The sequence below is a fragment of the Corynebacterium sp. NML98-0116 genome, assembly GCF_001767255.1.
GTDB classification, from domain to species: domain Bacteria; phylum Actinomycetota; class Actinomycetes; order Mycobacteriales; family Mycobacteriaceae; genus Corynebacterium; species Corynebacterium pseudogenitalium.
Window position 1 is genome coordinate 148,616 of sequence record NZ_CP017639.1, and the last position, 20,180, is coordinate 168,795.

Below are 20,180 nucleotides of genomic sequence, written 5' to 3' on the forward strand. Positions count from 1 at the left end.
GTATTTATCCAGGAAAAACCGTAAATAAACCTTAATATTCACATACTCGCAGGTCCATGACATGTGTTTGCGGGATTGTTCAACATCTACATTTAAGGAAGCCACAAACCAAACAAAGGGACCATACCCCACCTAACCCTTTCTGGGGGTGTGGAGGGTGAAAATGCAGTTCATCGGCATTAAATTACAGCGGTGTAATTTAGACCCACATACACTGCTTTTGCTAAAAACGTGCGCACCACGCCGTAGCGCTACGCACATTGGATGCAATTTCGCTAGCAGAAGTCTGTGCGTGGCCGTACGGTGTCCGGGAAGCGAGCCACGCAGCCACCGCGTGTACCTGAACCGACTGGGCCAAAAGTAGGACGTCGTCTATCCCGTCGCGCGCCACACGAGCCCCAATAATCCCGGCAAGCACATCGCCGGAGCCGGGTGTGGCGGCCCAGGAGGAGCCGGCGTCGATAAGGATGGATTCCTGGCCGTCTGAAACGACCGTGGCACGCCCCTTCCGGACCACCGTGCAGCCGAGCGCCCGTGCGCAGTCGGCAGTCTCCTCGACGCGATCGTTGGTCATACCTGTATATAGGCGTGAAAATTCACCGTCGTGCGGGGTCACCACAACCCGCGCCAACTTACGCGGCGCGCGGGCCACAAGGGTGAGCGCATCCGCGTCGAGCACCACCGGCACACCCTGCCGCAACACCCAATCGACGGCAGCATCCGCCTCCCCATCGATCCCGATACCAGGGCCGCACACCCACGCCTGCACCTGACCGGCTTGCTCCAACTCGCGGGTGGCCACGACCTCCGGCCGCGCCCGTACCACCTCAAGCGCCTGCGCGCCCGCGAACCGCACCATCGCCGGTGTCGCCGTCACCGCCCCAGCCGTGCACAGCAGCGCCGCGCCCGGATACGTGCCGCTGCCAGCGTGGATGCCGACCACACCGCCTGTGTATTTGTCGTCATCGGCGCCGGGCTCCTTGACGCTCACCGGCACCGGGCCCATCGGCCTGATGCCCTCGAGGTCCAGGCCCGTGTTGGGCACCGCGCGGTACGCCCGCACGTGGCTCTCCGGCAGTGGTAGGCCAATGTCCGCGCACAGCACATTCCCGCAGCGCGTCGAGAGGGCATGCGCGTAGCGCCACCCGCCGAACGTCACCGTCACGTTGGCCTGCAGCGCGTTGCGGCCGGCCTTGCCGGTGTCGGCATCCACGCCGCTCGGCACGTCCACGGCCAGCACCTGGTTCGCGTCGATGTCGGCGACAGCGTCGGGCAGGTCGCCGGCCCCGCCGAGGCCGAAGAGGCCGTCGATAAGGAGGTCGCACGCCCCAGGCTTCTCGACGACCCCACCTCCGGCCCCCACAAACGCATCCAACGCCCGCTGCTGCGCCCTGCCCAGCGGCAGCCAGGCCTCGACCTGCCATCCCTCCCTGGCGAGCTCCGCCCCCGCGTACAGCGCATCCCCACCGTTGCCGCCCGGGCCCACCAGCAACAACACTCGCTCCCGCGGCCCCGACATCTCGCGCGCCACGCGCGCCACAGCATGCGCGGCGCGTTGCATCAACGCATCTGGAGACGCCTCAGCGGCAAGGAGGGGAGCTTCCGCGGCTCGAATCTCCGCGGCGGAATAGGCAAACGGTGCAGCAAACATTCCGCCATTCTACGCGCTATTCCGCCTGGCAGGAGGGGCACCAGAACAAATTGCGGCCCTCGTACTTGCGCACCTCGATTGGTGTGCCACAAACAAAGCAGGGCTCGCCGGCGCGGCGGTACACGTAGACCTCACCGCCGTGGTCGTCCTTCCGGGGTGGTCTGTCCATCGCCTCGGGGCTGTGCTCGGGGCGCACAGTATCTATCCGGCCGTGCTCCACCCCGTACTCCATCAGCTCGCGCACGTCCTGCCACAGGCGCAGGAACGCCTCGTGGTCCAACGCGCGGCCCGGCACGAACGGGGAAATACCCAGGCGGAACAGCGGCTCCGCACGGTATATATTGCCCACGCCCGCGAAGTACTGCTGGTCCATCATCAATGACCCAATCGTGCGTCTCGACGCCCGCACCCTCTCCCACAGCGCCTCCGGGTCCGCGTCCGGGTCAAGGGGGTCTTCGCCGCTGCGGTCCAGAATCACCTGCTCCTCCGGTGGGGAGACGTAGCGGCAGTACTGCGGGCCGCGCAGGTTCGCCGCCACGTCCTCGTTGGCCAGCCGCAGCCGGATCTGGCCCCACACGTCCTCCGCCGGTTCGAAACGGAAGGAACCAATCAGGCCCAGGTGCACATGCACCGTCGCCGTGGAGAACTCCAGGAACAGGTGCTTGCCCACCGCGCGGGCCTCCGTCAGGGTGGCGCCAGCGAGCGGGGAGACGTCGAAACGTCCTTGCGGGGAGGAAATCTCGATGGGCTGCCCCGCAAACGTGTCGTTCAAGTGGCGGGCGAGGCGGTGGATGACGTGGCCTTCGGGCATTGGACTCTGCTACTCCTTATATCTCACCGATTAAGGTACAGTGCGCACCCGCTTCCGCTCCGGTCGACCTCTTAGCGTCGACCAATGCAGGTCACGGCAATTTGGGGCTTTTCGACGCCAAAAACCTGATTTCGCCCTGACCAGGGTTGGTCGACCGTAAGAGGTCGACGGGAACCAACCCCGCCCCAACGTGCACAAATAGAGATGCGCGGGCTGGCCCGGTATACTTCAGGTTCCATGCCATATAGCGTTGGATTTGATCGGGATAAGTACATTGCGATGCAGTCGGAGCACATTTCGGCCCGACGAAAAGCAATTGGGGGAAAGCTCTACCTAGAGATGGGTGGCAAGCTCTTCGACGACAATCATGCCTCCCGCGTGCTGCCGGGGTTTACGCCGGATAACAAGATTGCGATGTTGGACCGCATCAAGGATGAGGTCGAGATCGTGATCGCGTTTAATGCGGGTGACGTGGTGCGCCAGAAGATGCGGGCGGACCTCGGGATTTCCTACGAGGAGGACGTGCTGCGCCTCGTGGACGTGTTCCGGGAGCGAGGGTTCCTCGTCGAGAATGTGGTGGTGACCCAGCTGGAGGGTGAGAACCCGCTGGTGGAGGCGTTCATTGAGAGGCTGCAGCGTCTGGGCCTGACGGTGTCGCGCCACTACATGATTGCCGGGTACCCGCACGATACGCAGCGCATCGTATCCGAGGAGGGCTTCGGCCGCAACGAGTACGTGGAGACGTCCCGCGACCTGATCGTGATGACGGCACCGGGCCCGGGCTCCGGCAAGCTGGCCACGTGCCTGAGCCAGATCTACCACGAGCACCGTCGCGGTATTAACGCTGGCTACGCCAAGTTTGAGACGTTCCCCATCTGGAACTTGCCGCTGTCGCACCCGGTGAACCTCGCGTACGAGGCCGCGACGGCCGACCTTGATGACGTCAACGTGATCGACCAGTACCACCTGGACGCCTACGGGGAGACCGTCACCAGCTACAACCGTGATATCGAAGTGTTCCCGCTGCTCAAGGCGCTGCTGCGTGAGGTGACGGGGGAGGAGCCGTACCAGTCACCGACGGACATGGGCGTGAACATGGCGGGCTACTGCATTAGTGATGACGCCGCCTGCCGCCACGCCGCGAAGCAGGAGATCGTGCGCCGCTACTACAAGACGCTCGTGGACGAGCGCCGCGACGACTCCGACCACACCGTCTCCGACCGGATCCTGAACATCATGCGCAAGGCGGAGGTGACCCCGCAGGACCGCGTGGTGGTCGCTCCGGCCCTGGAGGTCGCACAAACCACCGGCACGCCGGGCGCTGCGCTGGAGCTGCCTGACGGCACCATCGTGACCGGCAAGACCACGGACCTGTTGGGCCCGTCGGCGGCGGTGCTGCTCAACGCGCTGAAGGTGCTCGCGGGGATCGACGACTCCGTCCACCTCCTGTCGCCGGATTCCATCGAGCCGATCCAGACGCTGAAGACGCGCCACCTCGGGTCCGTGAACCCGCGGCTACATACTGATGAGGTGCTCATTGCGTTGTCGGTGTCGGCGTCGACAAGCAGTGATGCGGCGGCGGCGCTGGAGCAGCTGAAGAACCTGCGCGGCTGCGACGCGCACACCAGCACCATTCTTGGCTCCGTCGACGAGGGCATTTTCCGTAACCTGGGCGTGCTAGTGACCTCGGAGCCGAAGTACTGGAAGAAGGGGCTCTACCACAAGCGCTAAACTCGTGGGCATGACGAGCAAGATCCTCCTGTATTACAAGTTCCAGCCCATCGCGGACCCGGACGCGGTACGCCTCTGGCAGCGCGACCTCTGCGAGGGCCTGGGACTGACCGGCCGCATCCTGATCTCGAAGGACGGTATCAACGGCACCGTCGGCGGTGACATTAAGGCCTGCAAGACCTACGTGAAGAAGACGAAGGAGTACTTCCGGGGCATCGAGTTCAAGTGGTCCGAGGGCGGCGCGGAGGACTTCCCGAAGCTGTCGGTCAAGGCGCGCGATGAGATCGTGGCGTTCGGCGCGCCGGGCGAGCTGAAGGTCGACGAGCACGGTGTCGTCGGAGGCGGCACACACCTGAAGCCGGAGGAGGTCAACGAGCTGGTGGCCAACAACCCGGATGTTGTGTTTTTCGACGGCCGCAACGCCCGCGAGGCTGAGATTGGCAAGTTTAAGAACGCCGTGGTCCCGGACGTGGAAACCACCCACGACTTCATCAAGGAGCTGGAGAGCGGCAAGTACGACTGGATGAAGGACAAGCCAGTCATCTCTTATTGCACCGGCGGTATCCGCTGCGAGATCCTGTCCAGCCTGATGAAGAACCGCGGCTTCGAGGAGGTCTACCAGATCGACGGCGGCATCGTCCGCTACGGCGAGAAGTACGGCAACTCGGGCCTGTGGGAGGGCTCGCTGTACGTGTTTGATAAGCGGATGCACACCGAGTTCGGCCCGGAGAATGACCCGGACTATGTGCAGCTTGGCCACTGCGTGCACTGCGGGGCGCCGTCGAACATGTTCTATAACTGCGTGAACGAGCCGGAGTGCCGCCACCAGTACTTAAGCTGCGAGGCCTGCCGGGAGGAGAACCCGTACTGCGCAGATTGCGCTAGTGCGTCGCATCAAGCGCCAGCATCCCAATCGTGACCGTCAGCCACCACATGGTGAACGGCACGATGGGCAGCCAGAACACGCCCATCCAGGGGATCCAGCGCTCGTAGCGGTTGAGCTTGCGCACCATCAGCACCGCGCAGGTGAGTAGGCCCGCCACCGGCGGAATCGAGGTGACGACGGCCCACCACGTCCGCCACGACTCGGTGCACAGCCACGCCGCGTCCCCGGCCTCGCACAGGGGGCCGCCCTGCACGCGGGCGACGGCGGCGAGTGCCCACGCGAACAGCAGCGTGCCAAGCACCGTCACCACCGCAAGCGTGATCGCCTGCTTCGTCGACGCCTTGTTGCGCCGCGCGACCTCCAGCGGGTCCGGCTCTAAGGCCAGCTCGTCGAAGCTGGCCGGTTCCGGCCGGACGCGGGAGAAGCGGTCCGCGCCGGAATGCAGATCGTTTTCGGGGTGGTCAAACACGTCAGCCATGGTTAGTGCTTCCCTCGTGGGTACACGATGACGGGCACCGGGGCGAAGCGGATGAACTCGCCCTCGCGGGTGCCAACGAACACGCGCTTGAGCGGGCCCGAGGACTTCGAGCCCAGGCACAAAATGTCGCCCTTCTTCCACTTCACCGAGTCGATGGCCTTCTTCCAACCCTTGCCGGTGGCGACGAAGTTGGAGACGTCGAGACGCTCGGTGTGCTCCGGCCCGAGGTGTTCCGCGACAGCAAACGCCGAGTCGCGTGCGCGGTCCAACAGGCCGAGCGCGGCCTCGTTCCACTCCATCTGGTCTTCCTGGTCATCGAAACCGCCGCCCTCGCTGGGGGAAAACGCGATGATGCGCAGCGGGACGTCGAGAAGGCTGGCGAGCGTGGTGGCGTACGCCAGGCCGGAGAAGCTCGGTTGCACCGCGCCAGAGTCGATGAGCGAGTAGGTGACGCGGGTGATGCCCTTCTTCGAAAGCTGCACGCCCTTCGGCGCCAGGCCCAGCGGAAGCGGGGGAGGAGTGCATCATCTCGTCCGCGTCGGAGGTCGGCCGGAAACGGCCCTTCGACGTCTTCGACTTCGAGCCGAGCAGCAAAATATCAGCCTCAAAACCGTCCGCCATCTCGAACAGGCACTCCGCGAGGCTGCCGCGCTCCAGCACCTGCGCCACCGGGTCCGCCCACTGCGAACGCGGCAACTCGTGCTTCAGCGCCTTCGTGGCCTTCTCGCTGATGGTGTCTCGCTGCTTCTGCAGCCACTTGTCGTACTTCTTCGACGACAGCGACTTCGTCCACGAACCCGACACCGACGCCGCAACCCGCACCGTCACGGGCAGGCTCCGCCCCAGCCAGGCGGCGAACTCGATCGCCTCCGAGTTGGAAGCATCCCAACCGACGAGCACTCGAAGTGGGCGCTCAGACTCAAAGGACTGGGCTAGTTCAGAAGAGAAAGATCGTGGCGCCATACCGACCTAGTGTATTAGCTTTCCGGGTTCGCGTAGACGTCTGCCAGGGTATTAATTGCCTCGGTGGCGGCGTCGAGCTGCTGCAGCGAGGCGTCATCAAGCGTGGCGAGCATATCCGCGAGGTACTGCGTGCGTTCCTTGCCCACTCGCCTCAGCTCGCGTTTGCCCTGGTCAGTCAGGTCGACGAGCACGCCGCGCCTGTCCTCCGCGGAGCGCGTGCGGTGCACGAGGCCGCGCTTCTCCAGTTGGTTGATGGTGTTCGAGGCCGTCGGCATCCGCACGCCCTCTGACGTGGCGATATGGCTGATCCGGCTCGGCCCTTCCACCTCGAGGCGACGCAAGATCGAAAGCTGGGGGCCGGTGAGGTCGGAGCGTTCCGTATTTCGGAAATACGCGACATACAAACTCGTCATCGCCGGGCGAATACGCTGTGCCAACTCCAACGGGTCAGGACGATCAGCCATAAGGACCTGCCTTGTACAAAAGAGACGAACAAAACGTGCAACGCATCATTCTATACATAGGCGAAGGAAACTATGTTGTTGCGCTAGTATGGCGGCGATGTTCACCTACCAGCACGAAGTTTCGCACGAATGGCAACGCCGGGCGGCCCTTCGCGCCTATCACGCCGGGCACATTCCCAGAGAAGAGCTTTGCGACGCCGACTTCCTTCTCCGCGCAGCCGCAGAACATCACGGAGAGGCGTCGAAAAGAAACTGCCCAATTTGCGGCCGTGACTTGCGAGAAGTGCGCTGGGTGTACAGCGAAAAGCTTGGACGTCGCACCGGCACCGCACGCAGCGAGGCCGAGATTGACACCCTTGTGGGTGAGGTCGGCCCAATCACCGTGCACAAGGTGGAAGTGTGCCCCCACTGCCACTGGAACCACTTGTTGCAAGAATGGACCGCCACTCCAGTGCGGTAAAAACGCCCGGTACGGGTAGTGTGTGCTGTAGCAATTCTGTAGGTGATCGTACAGGGACAATGTGTGACTAACGTAGACGAGAAAACCAAGACCCCATCCAAGTCCCGGTCGCGGACGGGCCAATGGGTCCTAGCCATGCTCCTGCTCGTGGTGTTGCTGGCCAGCATCCCAGCTGTGTGGTTTATCTGGAACTACCAGCGGGCGAACATCCCGGAGCCGCATGAGATCGAAACGGCGCAGATCTCAAACCTCTACTTTAACGACGGCAAAACCGACCTGGCTCGCATCGTGCCGCCGGAGGGCAACCGCGTTCAGATCCCGCTGGAGCAGGTGCCAGTTGACGTGCAAAACGCCGTCCTCGCTGCCGAGGACCGCGACTTCTGGGACAACTCCGGCTTCTCCTTCACCGGCTTCGGTCGCGCCGTGATCGGCCAGATTACCGGCAACGCATCAGCCGGTGGTGGCTCCACGATTACGCAGCAGTACGTGAAGAACGCCCTGGTCGGCAATGAGCACTCCTATGAGCGCAAGGCCAAGGAGCTGGTGTACTCCATCAAGATGACCCACTCTTGGACCAAGGAAGAAATCCTCAACGCCTACCTCAACACCGTCTACTTCGGGCGCAACGCATACGGCATCGAGGCTGCTGCGCACGCATTCTTCGACAAGCCGGCCAGCGAGCTGACGCTGGAGGAGGGCGGCGTGCTTGCGTCCTCCATCCAGCTGCCGAGCCAGCTCGACCCGTGGACCAACCCTGATGGCGCGAAAGCCCGCTGGAACTACGTGATGGATGGGCTCGTTGAGACGAACAAGCTCGACCCTGCGAAGCGCGCCGGGCTGCAGTACCCGGAGACCCGCGATCCGGCGACCTACTCGGCCTACACCGAGGCCAGCGGCCCGAACGGCCTGATTAAGAACCAGGTGATGACGGAGCTGGCCACCATTGGCATCTCCGAGTCGGACCTTACCAACCGTGGTTTGAAGATCACCACCACGATTGACCCGAACTCGCAGGCAGAGGTCGAGCGGATTTCCCGCGAGCAGCTTTCGCTCCTGCAGGACGACGCCCGCACCGGCGTCGTGGCCATCGACCCGAAGACGGGCGCAGTACGCGCCTACTACGGCGGCGACGACCCCTCCGGCTGGGACTACGCCAACGCAGGTCTGCAGACCGGTTCCACCTTCAAGATCTTCGCGCTGGCCGCGGCGCTGCAGCAGGGCATCCCGCTCAACGCGATGTACTCGGCAACCCCTGTGACGCTGCCGGGTGGCCACGTGGTGACGAACTGGGACGGCGGCGGCGCAGGCATGATCTCCATGCTGGATGCCACCCGCACCTCCTCGAACACCGCGTTCATGCGCATTCAGGATGACCTGGATAACACCACGCAGGACACCGCGGACATGGCGCACGCTCTCGGCGTGGCCCGCTCCATCCCAGGTATCCCGGTGACGCTGCGTGAAAACGGTGGCCAGCCCTACGAGGGCATCGTGCTGGGCCAGTACCAGTCCCGCGTGCTCGATATGGCTACGGCGGTGTCCACGTTGACGAACCGCGGCCTGGCGCACCCGACACACTTCGTGCAGCGCGTCACCGACGCCTACGGCGAGGTCCTCTACGAGTTCGACCCGGGCTACACGGAGCGCCGTGTTTCCCAGCAAGTCGCCGACAACGTGATTAAGGCGATGCAGTCCGTCGTCCCGTACTCCAACGCCGTGTTGGCCGGCGGCCGTCCGTCGGCCGCGAAGACCGGTACTGCCCAGCTGGGCAACACCGGCCTGAACAAGGACGCCTGGACCGTCGGCTCGACGCCGCAGCTCGCCGTGGCCGTGTGGGTGGGCACTGCCGACAACACCTCGGCCATCTTCAACTCCTACGGCGGCAACATGTTCGGCGCCGACACCCCGGGCCGGATCTGGAAGAACGTGCTGGACTCCCTCCTGCAGGGCCAGGACTTCGAGTACTTCCCTGAGGCATCCCCGGTGTACTGGGGCGTCCACCCCTACTCGGGCGGCGTGAACCTGGGCGGCTACTACGGTGGCTTCTCCGGTAATTCGACCACGGGTGCTCCGGCTGATGCGGCGTCGCCAAGCGCCGACGCCAACGCGCCGACGGGCGAGGCCGGACCTGGCCAGCCGGCGGCACCAGCCCCCGCACCGGCTCCGGCTCCGGCGCCAGCACCGGCGCCCGCGCCGCGGCCGGACCCGGTACAGGACGCAATCGACCAGGTTATAAACGATATCTTTGGATAACGGAGCAACGATGACAGCAACCACGTGGCCTGACCCGAAGGATCGCGTCCAGCCAGCCCTCACCGAACCCGCCGCCCGCGGTTGGGTTGAGTTCCTCGGCGGGCCGATGGGGCGCTTCGCCCAAATTGGTCGCTCCAAGTTCTGGACGCCGCTACGCACCATCTTCGCGCTCGCCTACGTCTTCATTGGCCTCGGCGCGCTGTCGAAGTCGAACTGCGCAATGGGCAAGTTGGACGATAACGGCATCATGCAGGTCAACTGGGACGGAAACCGGCAGTACACCTCCTTTTGCTACAACGACATCCTGCCGCTGTACGGCGGCCGCGGCCTGGACCAGCCGGGCTTCGTCTACGACTTCTCCTGGGTTGAGGGTGACCTGACGCGCTACATGGAGTACCCAGTGCTCGCTGGCCTGTTCCAGCAGTTCTGCGCGTTCATCTCCCGCAACACCTACTTTGCGGTCTCCCGCATCCTGCCGGAATCCGGCTGGTACTTCTACGTCACCGTGCTCATCCTGGCCGCCATCTGGGTGGTCACGGCGCGCATGGTGGCGGAGCTAGCCGGTAACCGAATCTGGGACACCTTGCTCGTCGTCGGCTCCCCGTTGCTGATCATGCACCTGTTCACCAACTGGGACATCCCATCCATCTTCTTCGTCGTGGCAGCCATGCTCGCCGTGCGCAACAAGAAGTACTGGCTGGCAGGCGTCCTGATCGGCGCCGGCACCGCATTCAAACTGTGGCCACTGTTCATCCTCGGGGCCTACCTGGTGCTGGCGATCAGGAAGCGCACCTTCGTGCCCTTCCTGAAGATGGTGGCCGCCACCGCACTGACCTGGGTGGCGGTGAACCTGCCGGTGTACCTGCACAACCCGGAGGCATGGAACGAGTTCAACCGCTTGAACACTGACCGCGGCTGGGAGTGGACCACCATCTACGCAGTGATCAACCGCGTCTTCGGCTGGAGCGGATTCGACAGTGGCGAAGGAGCCCCCGTCATCCTGAACACGGTTACGCTGGTGCTCTTCCTCGCGGGCTGCGCAGCCGTCCTCGTGCTTGGCCTGAAGGCGCCGCGCACGCCGCGCGTCGCCGAGCTGTTCGTGCTCATCGTCGGCTTCTTCCTCCTCTTCAACAAGGTGTGGAGCCCCCAGTACTCCATCTGGTTCATCGTTCCCGCTGTCCTTGCCCTGCCGTACTGGCGCCTGCTGCTGACCTGGATGACCGTGGACATGATGGTGTGGCCAGTGCTGATGTGGCACATGATGGGCGAGGACCAAAAGGGTGCTCCTGGCGCGCTGCTGGACACCGTCATCATCTCCCGCGACGCACTCATCATCGCCATTATGGTGCTGGTTATCCAGCAGATGTTCGGCAAGCGCGAGGACAAAGTTGCTGCCGCACACAACGGCCACGACCCGCTTCTGACTACCCCTGAAGATTGGAAGGAGCCAGCATGGGATCCGCAACCGTTACCGGAATCGCCTCAATCGCAGTCGGATTCGGTTTCATCGCCGCAGCGTTCGTAGCGACGAACCGTCAAGAAATCCCTCGCGCCGTTGGCTACGGTCTTGCCGCTTTTGTCTTCATTACCGTCATTCCGGTGATCCTCGCGGTCTTCGTAGCCGTGCCCAATCCGCAGTAGGGCGGAGGGGGCGTCGAGAAGTATTTTGCCCAGCGTAACGGGTGGGGTACGCTGGTGGGGTTGCTTGACGCAACGACCCTCCTGCCACCGCACAATGCGGCGGCCGAAAACATTCAAATCTAGACCATAGGAGGTGATGAGGTCCGTGCGTCACTACGAAGTAATGATCATCCTCGATCCACAGCAGGATGAACGCACCGTTGCCCCGTCCCTGGACAAGTTCCTCGAGATCGTCCGTAAGGAAAACGGCAAGGTAGAAAACGTTGATGTGTGGGGCAAGCAGCGTCTTGCGTACCCAATCAACAAGAAGGAAGAGGGCATCTACGCTGTCATCAATCTTGAATGCGCAGCAGATACCGTCCAAGAGCTCGATCGTGTGCTGAGCCTGAGCGAATCAGTGCTGCGCACCAAGGTTCTGCGAACCGACAAGTAAAGAACGGCTTTCGGAACCACGGAAACGAAGGAGTCAAAACAATGGCACAAGGCGATACACCGATCACCGTCGTCGGCAACCTGGTTGCGGACCCGGAACTGCGGTTTATTCCAAGTGGTGCAGCGGTAGCGAACTTCCGCATCGCTTCCACGCCACGCCAGTTCAACCGCGACACGAATCAGTGGGAAGACGGCGAGGCCCTGTTTTTGACCTGTAACTGCTGGCGTCAGATGGCGGAGAACGTCGCGGAGTCCCTCACCAAGGGTATGCGCGTTATCGTCAACGGTCGCCTGAAGCAGCGCTCCTACCAGACCCGCGAGGGCGAAAACCGCACCGTGTTTGAGGTCGAAGTTGATGAGGTAGGCCCGTCCCTGAAGTATGCCACCGCGAACGTGCAGCGCACGCCACGCGAGGGCAACTCGGGCTACGGTCGCCCACAGCAGCAACAGCAACAGCAGCAGCCTCAGAACATGGGTGGGTTTGGTCAGGCACCGCAGCAGCCTGCACAGCAACAGCAGCAGGCACAGCAGTCGCAGCCGCAAAACGATCCGTGGAATTCGGCTCCACCTGCCGGTGGATTCGGCGGGATGGACGACGAGCCCCCGTTCTAAGCATTTCCCACACATAAGCATTTTCAACTCAAGGAAGGTTAGGATTCATGAAACTGATCCTCACCGCTGCCGTTGATAACCTTGGCGAGGCAGGCGAGATCGTCGAGGTCAAGGGCGGCTATGGCCGTAACTTCCTGCTCCCACGTGGCCTGGCTATCCCAGCCACCCGCGGTGCAGAGAAGCAGATCCGTGATATTCAGCGTGTACAGAAGGAGCGCGAGGTCCGCGACTTGGACCACGCAAAGGAGCTGCGTGATCAGCTCGACCAGCTGACCGGCGTGAAGGTGCCAGTGCGTACCTCCGAGAAGGGCAAGCTGTTCGGCTCCGTCAAGCCTGGCGACATCGCAGCAGCTGTCAAGGCAGCCGGCGGTCCATCCCTGGACAAGCGCCGCATCAATGTACCGAAGGGCCTTGTTACCAAGACCGGTGGATACCAGGTCAAGGTGAACCTCCACGACAGCGTGGAAGGCAAAGTGAACTTCGAGGTCGTTAGCAAATAACGACGATTACCGATAGGTAGTCCAACGACAACAGCTTGAGAACGGGTCCCGCTTGTGAGGAGCGGGGCCCGTTTTCGTTTGCCTACCTGCGCTTGTGGATAACTCTCCACAGCGAGGCGGTGTGACCCTCATGTGACGGTGTATATAGCGCACCGTAATCGCCTAGTCAAACCAGCTGGTAGCGGGTTATCCACCGGGGGTACCAATGGGTACCGTCTTGAATAAAAGTGGTGTGACCTGCGAAGAGGTCGCTGTAGCGCGCGCTATCGATAGCTTTTCCACACACTCTCCACAAGTTGTGCACACCCCCTGTGGATAGATCCCAGGCACAATGGAAAACTATTCACAGCCCCTGTGGATAACTCAACTGGCGGTACGTGAATGTCTGGGGAATCCGGTACGCTGTTGTGCAACACGAAAGGGTAAAGGGTGCTGCATGGCTGAGAACTCGAGTGCCGCGAGCTTCGACGATTTTGACGACGACTACGTTCCACCACCGGAGCCTCCAGAGTCCTCGGCGCCACCGGAGCCACGCCAGTGGGACGGTGGGTCGTCGAACTTTAACCGGGGCCGCAAGGACCTGAAGGAGTACCGCCAGCCCCCGCACGACGAGCGCGCGGAGCGTTCCGTGCTTGGCGCCATGCTGCTCAACCAGGACGTCATCACTGACGTTTCGGACGCGTTGCGCCCGGAGGACTTTTACTTCCCGGCGAACCAGCTGGTGTACAAGACCATCACGGACCTGTACTCGCACGGATCCGACATTGACGCGGTGGTCGTCGCAGGCCAGCTGGACCGCAACAACGAGCTTGAGCGTGTCGGCGGCGCTCCTTACTTGCACACGCTGATCTCCGAGGTGCCGACGGCCGCCAACGCCCGCTACTACGCGGAGATTGTCGAGGAGAAGTCGATCCTCCGCCAGCTGGTCAACGCCGGTACGCACGTGGTGCAGCTCGGCTATGAGGGTGAAGACGGCATGGAGATCGACGCCGTCGTGGACCGCGCTCAGCAGGAACTCTTCCAGATCTCCCGCAAGAACGCCGGCGAGGACTACAAGGTGCTCGGCGACCTGCTGCAGGACACCGTCGACGAGCTCGCGGCCATCGCGCAGGGCGGTGGCCTGGAGCAGGGCGTGCCCACCGGCTTTATTGACCTGGACAAGCTCACCAACGGTCTGCACGCAGGCCAGATGATCATCATCGCGGCGCGCCCGGGCGTCGGTAAGTCGACGCTGGCGCTCGACTTCATGCGCTCCTGCTCGATCCAGCAGGGCAAGACCTCAGTGATTTTCTCGCTCGAAATGAGCGCGTCCGAAATCATCATGCGCATGCTTTCGGCCGAAACAGAGATCAAGCTGTCCTCGATGCGCTCGGGGCAGATGGGGGAGCAGGACTGGGAGAAGCTCACCCGTCGGCTCGAGGAGATCCAGGACGCCCCACTCTTTATCGACGACTCCCCCAACCTCACCATGATGGAGATCCGCTCTAAGGCGCGCCGGTTGAAGCAGCAGCAGGGCCTCGACCTGATCGTGCTGGACTACCTGCAGCTGATGAGCTCCGGCAAGCGTGTGGAGTCGCGTCAGCAGGAGGTCTCGGAGTTCTCTCGTAACTTGAAGCTGTTGGCGAAGGAGCTCGAGGTACCAGTGATCGCGATTTCGCAGCTCAACCGTGGCCCCGAGGCCCGCACGGACAAGAAACCGCAGCTCGCTGACCTCCGCGAATCCGGCTCCCTGGAGCAGGACGCGGATATGGTCTTCCTGCTCTACCGCCCGGACTCGCAGGACCGCGACGACGAGCGCGCCGGCGAAGCCGACATCATCGTGGCGAAGCACCGCGGTGGACCAATCGACACGATTCCGGTTGCGCACCAGCTGCACTACTCGCGCTTCGTGAACATGGCGCACGGCTAATCCTGCACCCGTCCGGGGGTGGACAGCCAAGGCTGTCCTTGCTTAGGGTTGGCTCGCCATGCATGACACGCTGCGCGTTTCTGGCTAGCATTGTGGACTAACACAGTTACGAACGAAGGAAAAGTCACAATGTCTGTCCGAATGATGCACGACGCACCGTCCGCGTGCGCCCACACGGTGGCCCAATTAGAGGAACGTATTACCGTCGCGAAGAACCAGGATTCGACGATGCTGCTGAACCTCCCCCGCAGCATCGACGAGCTGGCCGCCACCTCCCAGCCGAGCGGTGTCCTGCACCGCCTCCGCGGCCTGTTTAGCGCGTAGCGCGGAAGCGGCGTAGCCGCAGCGAGTTCGTCACCACGAACACGGATGAAAATGCCATCGCTATGCCTGCGAGCAGGGGGTTGAGCAGCCCGATGGCTGCCACGGGGATGAGCACCACGTTGTACGCAAAGGCCCAGAACAGGTTGCCTTTGATGGTGCGCAGCGTCGCGCGCGACAGGCGGATGCCGTCGGCGGCGCTGACCAGCGAGTTATTCATCAGGGTGATGTCGGAGGCTTCGATGGCCACGTCGGTACCGGCGCCCATCGCCATGCCGAGGTCGGCCTGCGCGAGCGCTGCGGCGTCGTTCACGCCGTCACCGATCATCGCCACGCGTTTGCCCGCGTCCTGCAGGCTGCGCACCAGTTCGACTTTGTCGGCGGGGAGTACGCCGGCGGTGACGTTGGCGGCGTCGATACCCACTTCCTTCGCCACGGCGAGCGCGGTCGCGCGGTTGTCGCCCGTGAGCAGGTGCGGCTCGAGCCCCAGCTCCTTCAGCTTCTCGACGCCCACCCGGGAATCTTCCTTCACGGCGTCGCGCACCGCGATCACTCCCGTGAGCACGCCGTCGACCTCGACAGCGACTACGGTCGCGCCCGTCGCCTCCATGGACTCAAAGGTCTCCCGGAATTCGCCAAGCTCAACGGTCGGTCTGCCGACCCGGACGTGTGTACCGTCGACGGTCGCGCTGGCGCCGATGCCTGGCTCGTTGCGGAAGTCGGTGACGGCGGCGCTGGGAGCGTCCTGCACGTGGGCGGCGATGGCGCGGGCAATCGGGTGCTCCGAATGCGCCTCCACCGCGGCGGCGAGTGCGAGGGCGTCGTTGCTGCCATTCGCGTCAACCACGGTCATTTCGCCGGTGGTGACGGTGCCGGTCTTGTCCATCACGATGGTGTCCACCTGGCGGGTGGACTCCAGAATCTCCGGGCCGCGGATCAGCAGGCCCAGTTCGGCGCCGCGCCCGGTGCCCACCAGGATGGCGGTCGGGGTCGCCAGGCCGAGCGCGCACGGGCACGCGATGATGAGCACCGCCACCGCCGCCGTAAACGCAGCGGCCACGCTATAGCCCAACAGCAGGTGCGCTACCAGGGAAACCGCCGAGATAGCGATCACGGTCGGGACGAAGATCTGCGCGATCCTGTCCACCAGCCGCTCTACCGGCGCCTTGCCTGCCTGCGCGTCCTTGACCAGTTGGCCCATCTGCGCCAGCGTCGTGTCCGAACCAACGCGCGTCGCCCGTACAAGGAGGCGCCCGTGCGTGTTCAGGGTCGCGCCCGTGACGTCGTCGCCTTCCTTGACGTCGACAGGAACAGACTCGCCGGTGAGCATTGAGGCGTCGATCGCCGAGCGTCCCTCGACCACCGTGCCGTCCGTCGCGACCTTCTCGCCTGGGCGCACCACGAACGTGTCGCCGACCTTCACGTCGGCGATCGGCACGCGCGTTTCCACGCCGTCGCGCAGCACAGTCGCGTCCTTCGCGCCCATGTGCAGCAAGTTGCGTAACGCCTCGGAGCTGCGCCCCTTCGCGCGGTTCTCGAACCAGCGCCCAAGCAGCAAGAACGTGATGACGACGCACACCGTCTCCAGATAGACCTCGTCCATCCCGGCAGAGTTCGGCGTCAGGCTCATGTGCATTCTCATGCCCGGTTCGCCCGCGTTGCCGAAGAACAGTGCATAGATCGACCACCCGTAGGCGGCCGTGGTGCCCATGGAAATCAGCGTATCCATGGTCATGCTGCCGTGACGCAAGTTCAACAGGGCATTGCGGTGGAACAGCGACCCTGCCGAGAAATACACCAGGGTCGTGGCAGCAAACGCCGCCCACTGCCAGTACGTGAACTGTAACGCCGGAATCATCGACACCAGCATCACCGGCAGCGATACCGCAGCGGACCACACGATGGTCCACAGGAGGGTGTCGCGCTCGGGTTCGGAGGGGGCGTCGGCAAGCGGCTCGTCGGCGTCGGTGAATGTGAACGCATCGTAGCCCGCGTTCCGGATCGTCTTGATCAACGAATCAGGGTCAGCGAGCGCCGGATCGTACTCGACGGTGGCGGTTTCCGTCGAAAAGTTCACCGACGCCTCGACCCCCTCCATCTTGTTCAGCTTCCGCTGCACCCGCGACGAGCACGACGTACACGTCATGCCCGAAACGCCGAGTTCTATCTGTGCAGTCGACATTAGAGTAGCTTGAACCCCGCTTCCTCAACCGCCTTATCGACGTCCTCCCTGCTCACCTCTGCACCCTCAACCACAACCTCGCCGGTTGTGTGATCAGCCTTCACCGAGGTCACGCCCGGGATTTCCCCGACCTCTTCCTGGATGCTGAGCTCGCAATGCCCGCAGCTCATACCCTCAACCTGGAATGTTTGCGTTGCCATGTTATTTCCTTCCTTCCTGCGGGAATCGCCCCGCACTTGTTAGTGTTGCATTAATAGCTGCCAAACTAGCAAAAAACGAAAAGGAGCTACCTAATGGCCACAACCGACCTCACTGAGGAAACATTCCAGGAAACCGTTCTCGGAGAGGGCATTGTCATCGTCGACTGCTGGGCGTCCTGGTGCGGCCCCTGCCGCCAGTTCGCGCCTGTTTACGAAAAGGTCTCCGAGAAGCACCCGGATGTGACCTTTGCGAAGCTCAACACCGAGGAATACCAGCAAGTAGCGGTCGCCCTGGATATCCAGGCGATCCCGACGCTCATGGCGTTCCGTGACGGAATCATGGTCTACCGCGAAGCCGGCGCCCTACCGGAGTCCGCATTCAACGACCTTGTCGAGCAAGTCAAGGCACTCGACATGGACGAGGTCCGCCGCCAGGTCGAGGCCCAAAACGCGCAGGAGGGACAGTAATGGCAAACCCATTCGTGAAGGGCTGGAAGTACCTGATGCAGTCCTTCGACACCAAGATCGACGAAAACGCCGACCCGAAGGTGCAAATCCAGCAGGCCGTCGCCGCCGCCAAGAAGCAGCACCAAGAAATCACTGAGCACGCAGCCGCCATCATTGGCAACCGCAACCAGCTCAGCATGAAACTGGATCGCCTGCTGAAGTCCCAGCAGGACCTCGAGGCGAAGACTAAGACCGCCCTCCAAATGAACGACGACTCCGCCGCCGAGGTCATCGCCACCCAGCTGGTGTCCGTCGAGCAGGAACTCGAGCAAACCAAGCAGGCCTACGCCTCCGCCGAGCAAGCCGCGCAGGAAGCTCAGGCGAAGCAGAAGGAATCCGAGGCGCGCCTGCAGGAGCAGCTCGCCCAGGTCTCCCAGCTGGAATCCCAGCTTGACCAGGCGAAGATGCAAGAGCAGACCACCAAGACCATGGACTCCCTCAACCAGTTCGGCGGCGACGACAACGTCCCGACCCTCGACGGCGTCCGCGACAAGATCGAGCGCCGCTACGCCCAGGCACTCGGCGAACAGGAGCTGGCCAAGTCCTCGATGACCGACCGGATGACCGAAATCGAGTCCGCTGGCAGCGATGTTGCCGCCAGCGCCCGCCTGGATCAGATCCGTGCTGAGCTTTCCGGCGGCAAGTCCTCCTCATCCGAGGCTCCGAAGGAAATCGAGTCCAGCGAGGACTAGGAAAACCTCAGCGCCGCAAACTGTAGTAACAGGATTGTAGTATTCCCCGAAAATGCGTTCGAAATGGGGATTACTACAATCCTGTTGCTCACATTTAGAAAAACCGCAGCGCACAACGCAAAAAGAACGCCCCTGCCCGACCTGAATGTGTCGGACAGGGGCCTTGCTGTCTCGAAAGTGTGTTAGCTTTCGCGGCGAATATTGATGAGTACGCCCCGGATGCCGGAGTGGAAGCCGTCGCGAAGGTTGACGCGCTGGGTTTCCGTCAGGGTGTATTCGTGCAGGGTTTCGCAGGCGAACTGGAGCAGTGGCCTATCGATCTCCGGTGGCAGACCGCCACCGGAAAGCATGTGGGCCTTGTCGCGCTGCTCGCTGGAGGCAGCGTTCTCGAACCACCAGGCTGCGTACTGTTGTCCCACGTCGTAGGGGGTTTGGAAGCCGGAGGACGTCCAGACTTCTTCTGGCAGTGGCACGTAGCGCGAGCGGAGCTTGCGGCGCGGCGCCATCATCGACGGCTTCGGTGCCGGCTTGGGGGCCGGTACATCGTCGGTGTCCTCGTCGGAGATGGTTTCCGGCTTCGGGTCCTCGGCAGGTGTTGCAGGTTCTGTCGGCTTGGCCGGTGCCGGTGGTTCCGTGGGTACCGGGCCAGGCTTTGGGCCGGGCTTCGGCATATCGGCAGGCGATGGGGTCGCCGGGGTAACTGGGGTTTCCGCGGCCGGTGGATCGACCGGCTGGTCCGAAGCAGGCTCCTCAGCGGCAGGCTCCTCCGGCGCAGTGAGTGGATCGGGTCCCAGGCCGGGTACTTCAGTGGGGCCCTGGTTGTCTTCGACGGGTTCGGCGTCGGCGATCGGGCGCTCCCGGATGCTGGGTGGGAGGGGCCCTTCGAGGACGCGGAGCTGCATGGAGTCTGCGAAGTCTTCGCGTGGGTCGAGGATGGTGGTGGTGTCGCAGGCGTGGCGGAGGGCGGAGGACATGGAGTCCCAGCCGAATCCGTAGAGGTGGACGCGGACGCCGTTGTTGGTGGCTTCTTCGACGCCGGGGATCATGTCGGCGTCGCCGGAGACCAGGACGAAGTCGCTGAATTGGCCACGCGTAGCGTTGATCACCAGGTCTGCGACGAGTCGGGTGTCGACGCCTTTCTGTGTGCGTCGTTCACCCCATTCGATGAGTTGCCCGGTGCGGAGTTGGACCCCGTCGCAGGAGCGCAGGGCGCGCTGGTAGCGGTGGGGTCCGGAGTCGGGGATGCCGTCGTACCACATTTGACGGTGGATGGGTTGGTGGAGTTGGTGGCTGATCATGACTCCGAGGTTGGCGACTACCTCGGGTAAGTCGATTTCTAATTGTGCTCGCGCGCCGATTTCCCATGAGTTGTAAAAGCTCGCCAGTAGGTAAGAAGTGTCGACGAACACCAGTGTGCGTTCAAGCATGGCTCCTAAATTCCGATTCTTTATTGTCGTTAAATTCTTTTCATCACAAGGCTACATATG

Annotated in this window: 22 protein-coding genes; 12 read left to right on the forward strand and 10 right to left on the reverse strand. The window is 63.0% G+C overall.

Features of this window, described 5'->3' with window-relative positions:
* Positions 1-223: 223 nt before the first annotated feature.
* Together BJP05_RS00595 and BJP05_RS00600 are read right to left on the reverse strand one after the other, a co-directional pair.
* A complete protein-coding gene (locus BJP05_RS00595; protein WP_070361715.1) occupies positions 224-1,651 on the reverse strand; it encodes a bifunctional ADP-dependent NAD(P)H-hydrate dehydratase/NAD(P)H-hydrate epimerase in 1,428 nt (475 codons plus the stop codon).
* A gap of 16 nt (positions 1,652-1,667) precedes the next feature.
* Positions 1,668-2,462 carry an Fpg/Nei family DNA glycosylase gene (locus BJP05_RS00600; protein ID WP_070361716.1) on the reverse strand — a complete coding sequence of 265 codons (795 nt, stop codon included), beginning with the start codon at positions 2,460-2,462 and terminating at the stop codon, positions 1,668-1,670.
* A 237-nt stretch (positions 2,463-2,699) separates the two neighbouring features.
* Between BJP05_RS00600 and BJP05_RS00605 the strand changes: the two genes are divergently transcribed.
* A complete protein-coding gene (locus BJP05_RS00605; protein WP_070363408.1) occupies positions 2,700-4,193 on the forward strand; it encodes a DUF1846 domain-containing protein in 1,494 nt (497 codons plus the stop codon).
* A gap of 10 nt (positions 4,194-4,203) precedes the next feature.
* The gene (locus BJP05_RS00610) at positions 4,204-5,112 is read left to right on the forward strand and encodes a rhodanese-related sulfurtransferase (protein ID WP_070361717.1); all 909 of its coding nucleotides are present in this window, start codon (positions 4,204-4,206) and stop codon (positions 5,110-5,112) included.
* On the opposite strand, the gene BJP05_RS00615 is transcribed toward BJP05_RS00610, so the two are convergent.
* Genes BJP05_RS00615 through BJP05_RS00630 form a run of 4 tightly spaced genes read right to left on the reverse strand, consistent with a single transcriptional unit; the run spans position 5,075 to position 6,984 of the window.
* Positions 5,075-5,557 carry a hypothetical protein gene (locus BJP05_RS00615; RefSeq protein WP_070361718.1) on the reverse strand — a complete coding sequence of 161 codons (483 nt, stop codon included), beginning with the start codon at positions 5,555-5,557 and terminating at the stop codon, positions 5,075-5,077. The two genes, BJP05_RS00610 and BJP05_RS00615, sit on opposite strands and share 38 nt — an antisense overlap.
* A gap of 2 nt (positions 5,558-5,559) precedes the next feature.
* Positions 5,560-5,979: a universal stress protein gene (locus BJP05_RS11210; RefSeq protein ID WP_168156152.1), complete on the reverse strand. Its 420-nt coding sequence runs from the start codon at positions 5,977-5,979 to the stop codon at positions 5,560-5,562.
* Complete coding sequence (locus tag BJP05_RS11065; protein ID WP_145945219.1) at positions 5,870-6,520, reverse strand: universal stress protein; 651 nt, start codon at positions 6,518-6,520, stop codon at positions 5,870-5,872. The genes BJP05_RS11210 and BJP05_RS11065 overlap by 110 nt, the downstream gene beginning before the upstream one ends.
* 14 nt (positions 6,521-6,534) lie before the next feature.
* Entirely contained in the window at positions 6,535-6,984 is a 450-nt protein-coding gene (locus tag BJP05_RS00630) for a MarR family winged helix-turn-helix transcriptional regulator (protein WP_070361721.1), read from the reverse strand.
* Positions 6,985-7,081: 97 nt separating this feature from the next.
* On the opposite strand from BJP05_RS00630, the gene BJP05_RS10850 reads away from it, so the two are divergent.
* The 3 genes from BJP05_RS10850 to BJP05_RS00645 all read left to right on the forward strand — a co-directional run bounded on the left by BJP05_RS10850 (position 7,082) and on the right by BJP05_RS00645 (position 11,222).
* Positions 7,082-7,444 (forward strand): DUF5318 family protein, encoded by a 363-nt coding sequence (locus tag BJP05_RS10850; protein ID WP_084028643.1) that lies wholly within the window; start codon positions 7,082-7,084, stop codon positions 7,442-7,444.
* Positions 7,445-7,507: 63 nt separating this feature from the next.
* Positions 7,508-9,697, forward strand: a complete 2,190-nt coding sequence (locus BJP05_RS00640; RefSeq protein ID WP_070361723.1) for a transglycosylase domain-containing protein — start codon at positions 7,508-7,510, stop codon at positions 9,695-9,697.
* A gap of 10 nt (positions 9,698-9,707) precedes the next feature.
* Positions 9,708-11,222 carry a glycosyltransferase family 87 protein gene (locus BJP05_RS00645; protein ID WP_070361724.1) on the forward strand — a complete coding sequence of 505 codons (1,515 nt, stop codon included), beginning with the start codon at positions 9,708-9,710 and terminating at the stop codon, positions 11,220-11,222.
* On the opposite strand, the gene BJP05_RS11215 is transcribed toward BJP05_RS00645, so the two are convergent.
* Positions 11,180-11,455, reverse strand: a complete 276-nt coding sequence (locus tag BJP05_RS11215; RefSeq protein WP_168156153.1) for a hypothetical protein — start codon at positions 11,453-11,455, stop codon at positions 11,180-11,182. The genes BJP05_RS00645 and BJP05_RS11215 overlap by 43 nt on opposite strands.
* A gap of 19 nt (positions 11,456-11,474) precedes the next feature.
* Between BJP05_RS11215 and rpsF the strand changes: the two genes are divergently transcribed.
* The 5 genes from rpsF (at position 11,475) to BJP05_RS00670 (ending at position 15,115) form a co-directional block, all read left to right on the forward strand.
* A complete protein-coding gene (gene rpsF, locus BJP05_RS00650; protein ID WP_070361725.1) occupies positions 11,475-11,771 on the forward strand; it encodes a 30S ribosomal protein S6 in 297 nt (98 codons plus the stop codon).
* Between the two features lie 41 nt (positions 11,772-11,812).
* Positions 11,813-12,382, forward strand: coding sequence for a single-stranded DNA-binding protein (locus BJP05_RS00655; protein WP_070361726.1), 570 nt, complete (start codon positions 11,813-11,815; stop codon positions 12,380-12,382).
* Between the two features lie 47 nt (positions 12,383-12,429).
* The gene (gene rplI, locus BJP05_RS00660) at positions 12,430-12,882 is read left to right on the forward strand and encodes a 50S ribosomal protein L9 (RefSeq protein WP_070361727.1); all 453 of its coding nucleotides are present in this window, start codon (positions 12,430-12,432) and stop codon (positions 12,880-12,882) included.
* Positions 12,883-13,318: 436 nt separating this feature from the next.
* A complete protein-coding gene (gene dnaB / locus BJP05_RS00665) occupies positions 13,319-14,791 on the forward strand; it encodes a replicative DNA helicase (RefSeq protein WP_070361728.1) in 1,473 nt (490 codons plus the stop codon).
* Positions 14,792-14,920: 129 nt separating this feature from the next.
* Entirely contained in the window at positions 14,921-15,115 is a 195-nt protein-coding gene (locus BJP05_RS00670) for a hypothetical protein (RefSeq protein ID WP_070361729.1), read from the forward strand.
* Here the strand turns inward: BJP05_RS00670 and BJP05_RS00675 are convergent.
* Together BJP05_RS00675 and BJP05_RS00680 are read right to left on the reverse strand one after the other, a co-directional pair.
* Positions 15,105-17,294, reverse strand: a complete 2,190-nt coding sequence (locus BJP05_RS00675) for a cation-translocating P-type ATPase (RefSeq protein ID WP_070361730.1) — start codon at positions 17,292-17,294, stop codon at positions 15,105-15,107. The two genes, BJP05_RS00670 and BJP05_RS00675, sit on opposite strands and share 11 nt — an antisense overlap.
* Positions 17,294-17,494 (reverse strand): heavy-metal-associated domain-containing protein, encoded by a 201-nt coding sequence (locus BJP05_RS00680; protein WP_070361731.1) that lies wholly within the window; start codon positions 17,492-17,494, stop codon positions 17,294-17,296. Before BJP05_RS00680 ends, BJP05_RS00675 begins: the two co-directional genes overlap by 1 nt.
* A gap of 93 nt (positions 17,495-17,587) precedes the next feature.
* Between BJP05_RS00680 and trxA the strand changes: the two genes are divergently transcribed.
* On the forward strand, positions 17,588-17,962 hold the full coding sequence (gene trxA, locus BJP05_RS00685) for a thioredoxin (RefSeq protein WP_070361732.1): 375 nt from the start codon (positions 17,588-17,590) through the stop codon (positions 17,960-17,962).
* Positions 17,962-18,693, forward strand: a complete 732-nt coding sequence (locus tag BJP05_RS00690; protein WP_070361733.1) for a PspA/IM30 family protein — start codon at positions 17,962-17,964, stop codon at positions 18,691-18,693. Before trxA ends, BJP05_RS00690 begins: the two co-directional genes overlap by 1 nt.
* A 182-nt stretch (positions 18,694-18,875) precedes the next feature.
* Here the strand turns inward: BJP05_RS00690 and BJP05_RS00695 are convergent, their stop codons facing one another.
* Complete coding sequence (locus BJP05_RS00695) at positions 18,876-20,120, reverse strand: NYN domain-containing protein (RefSeq protein WP_070361734.1); 1,245 nt, start codon at positions 20,118-20,120, stop codon at positions 18,876-18,878.
* Between the last annotated feature and the right edge of the window lie 60 nt (positions 20,121-20,180).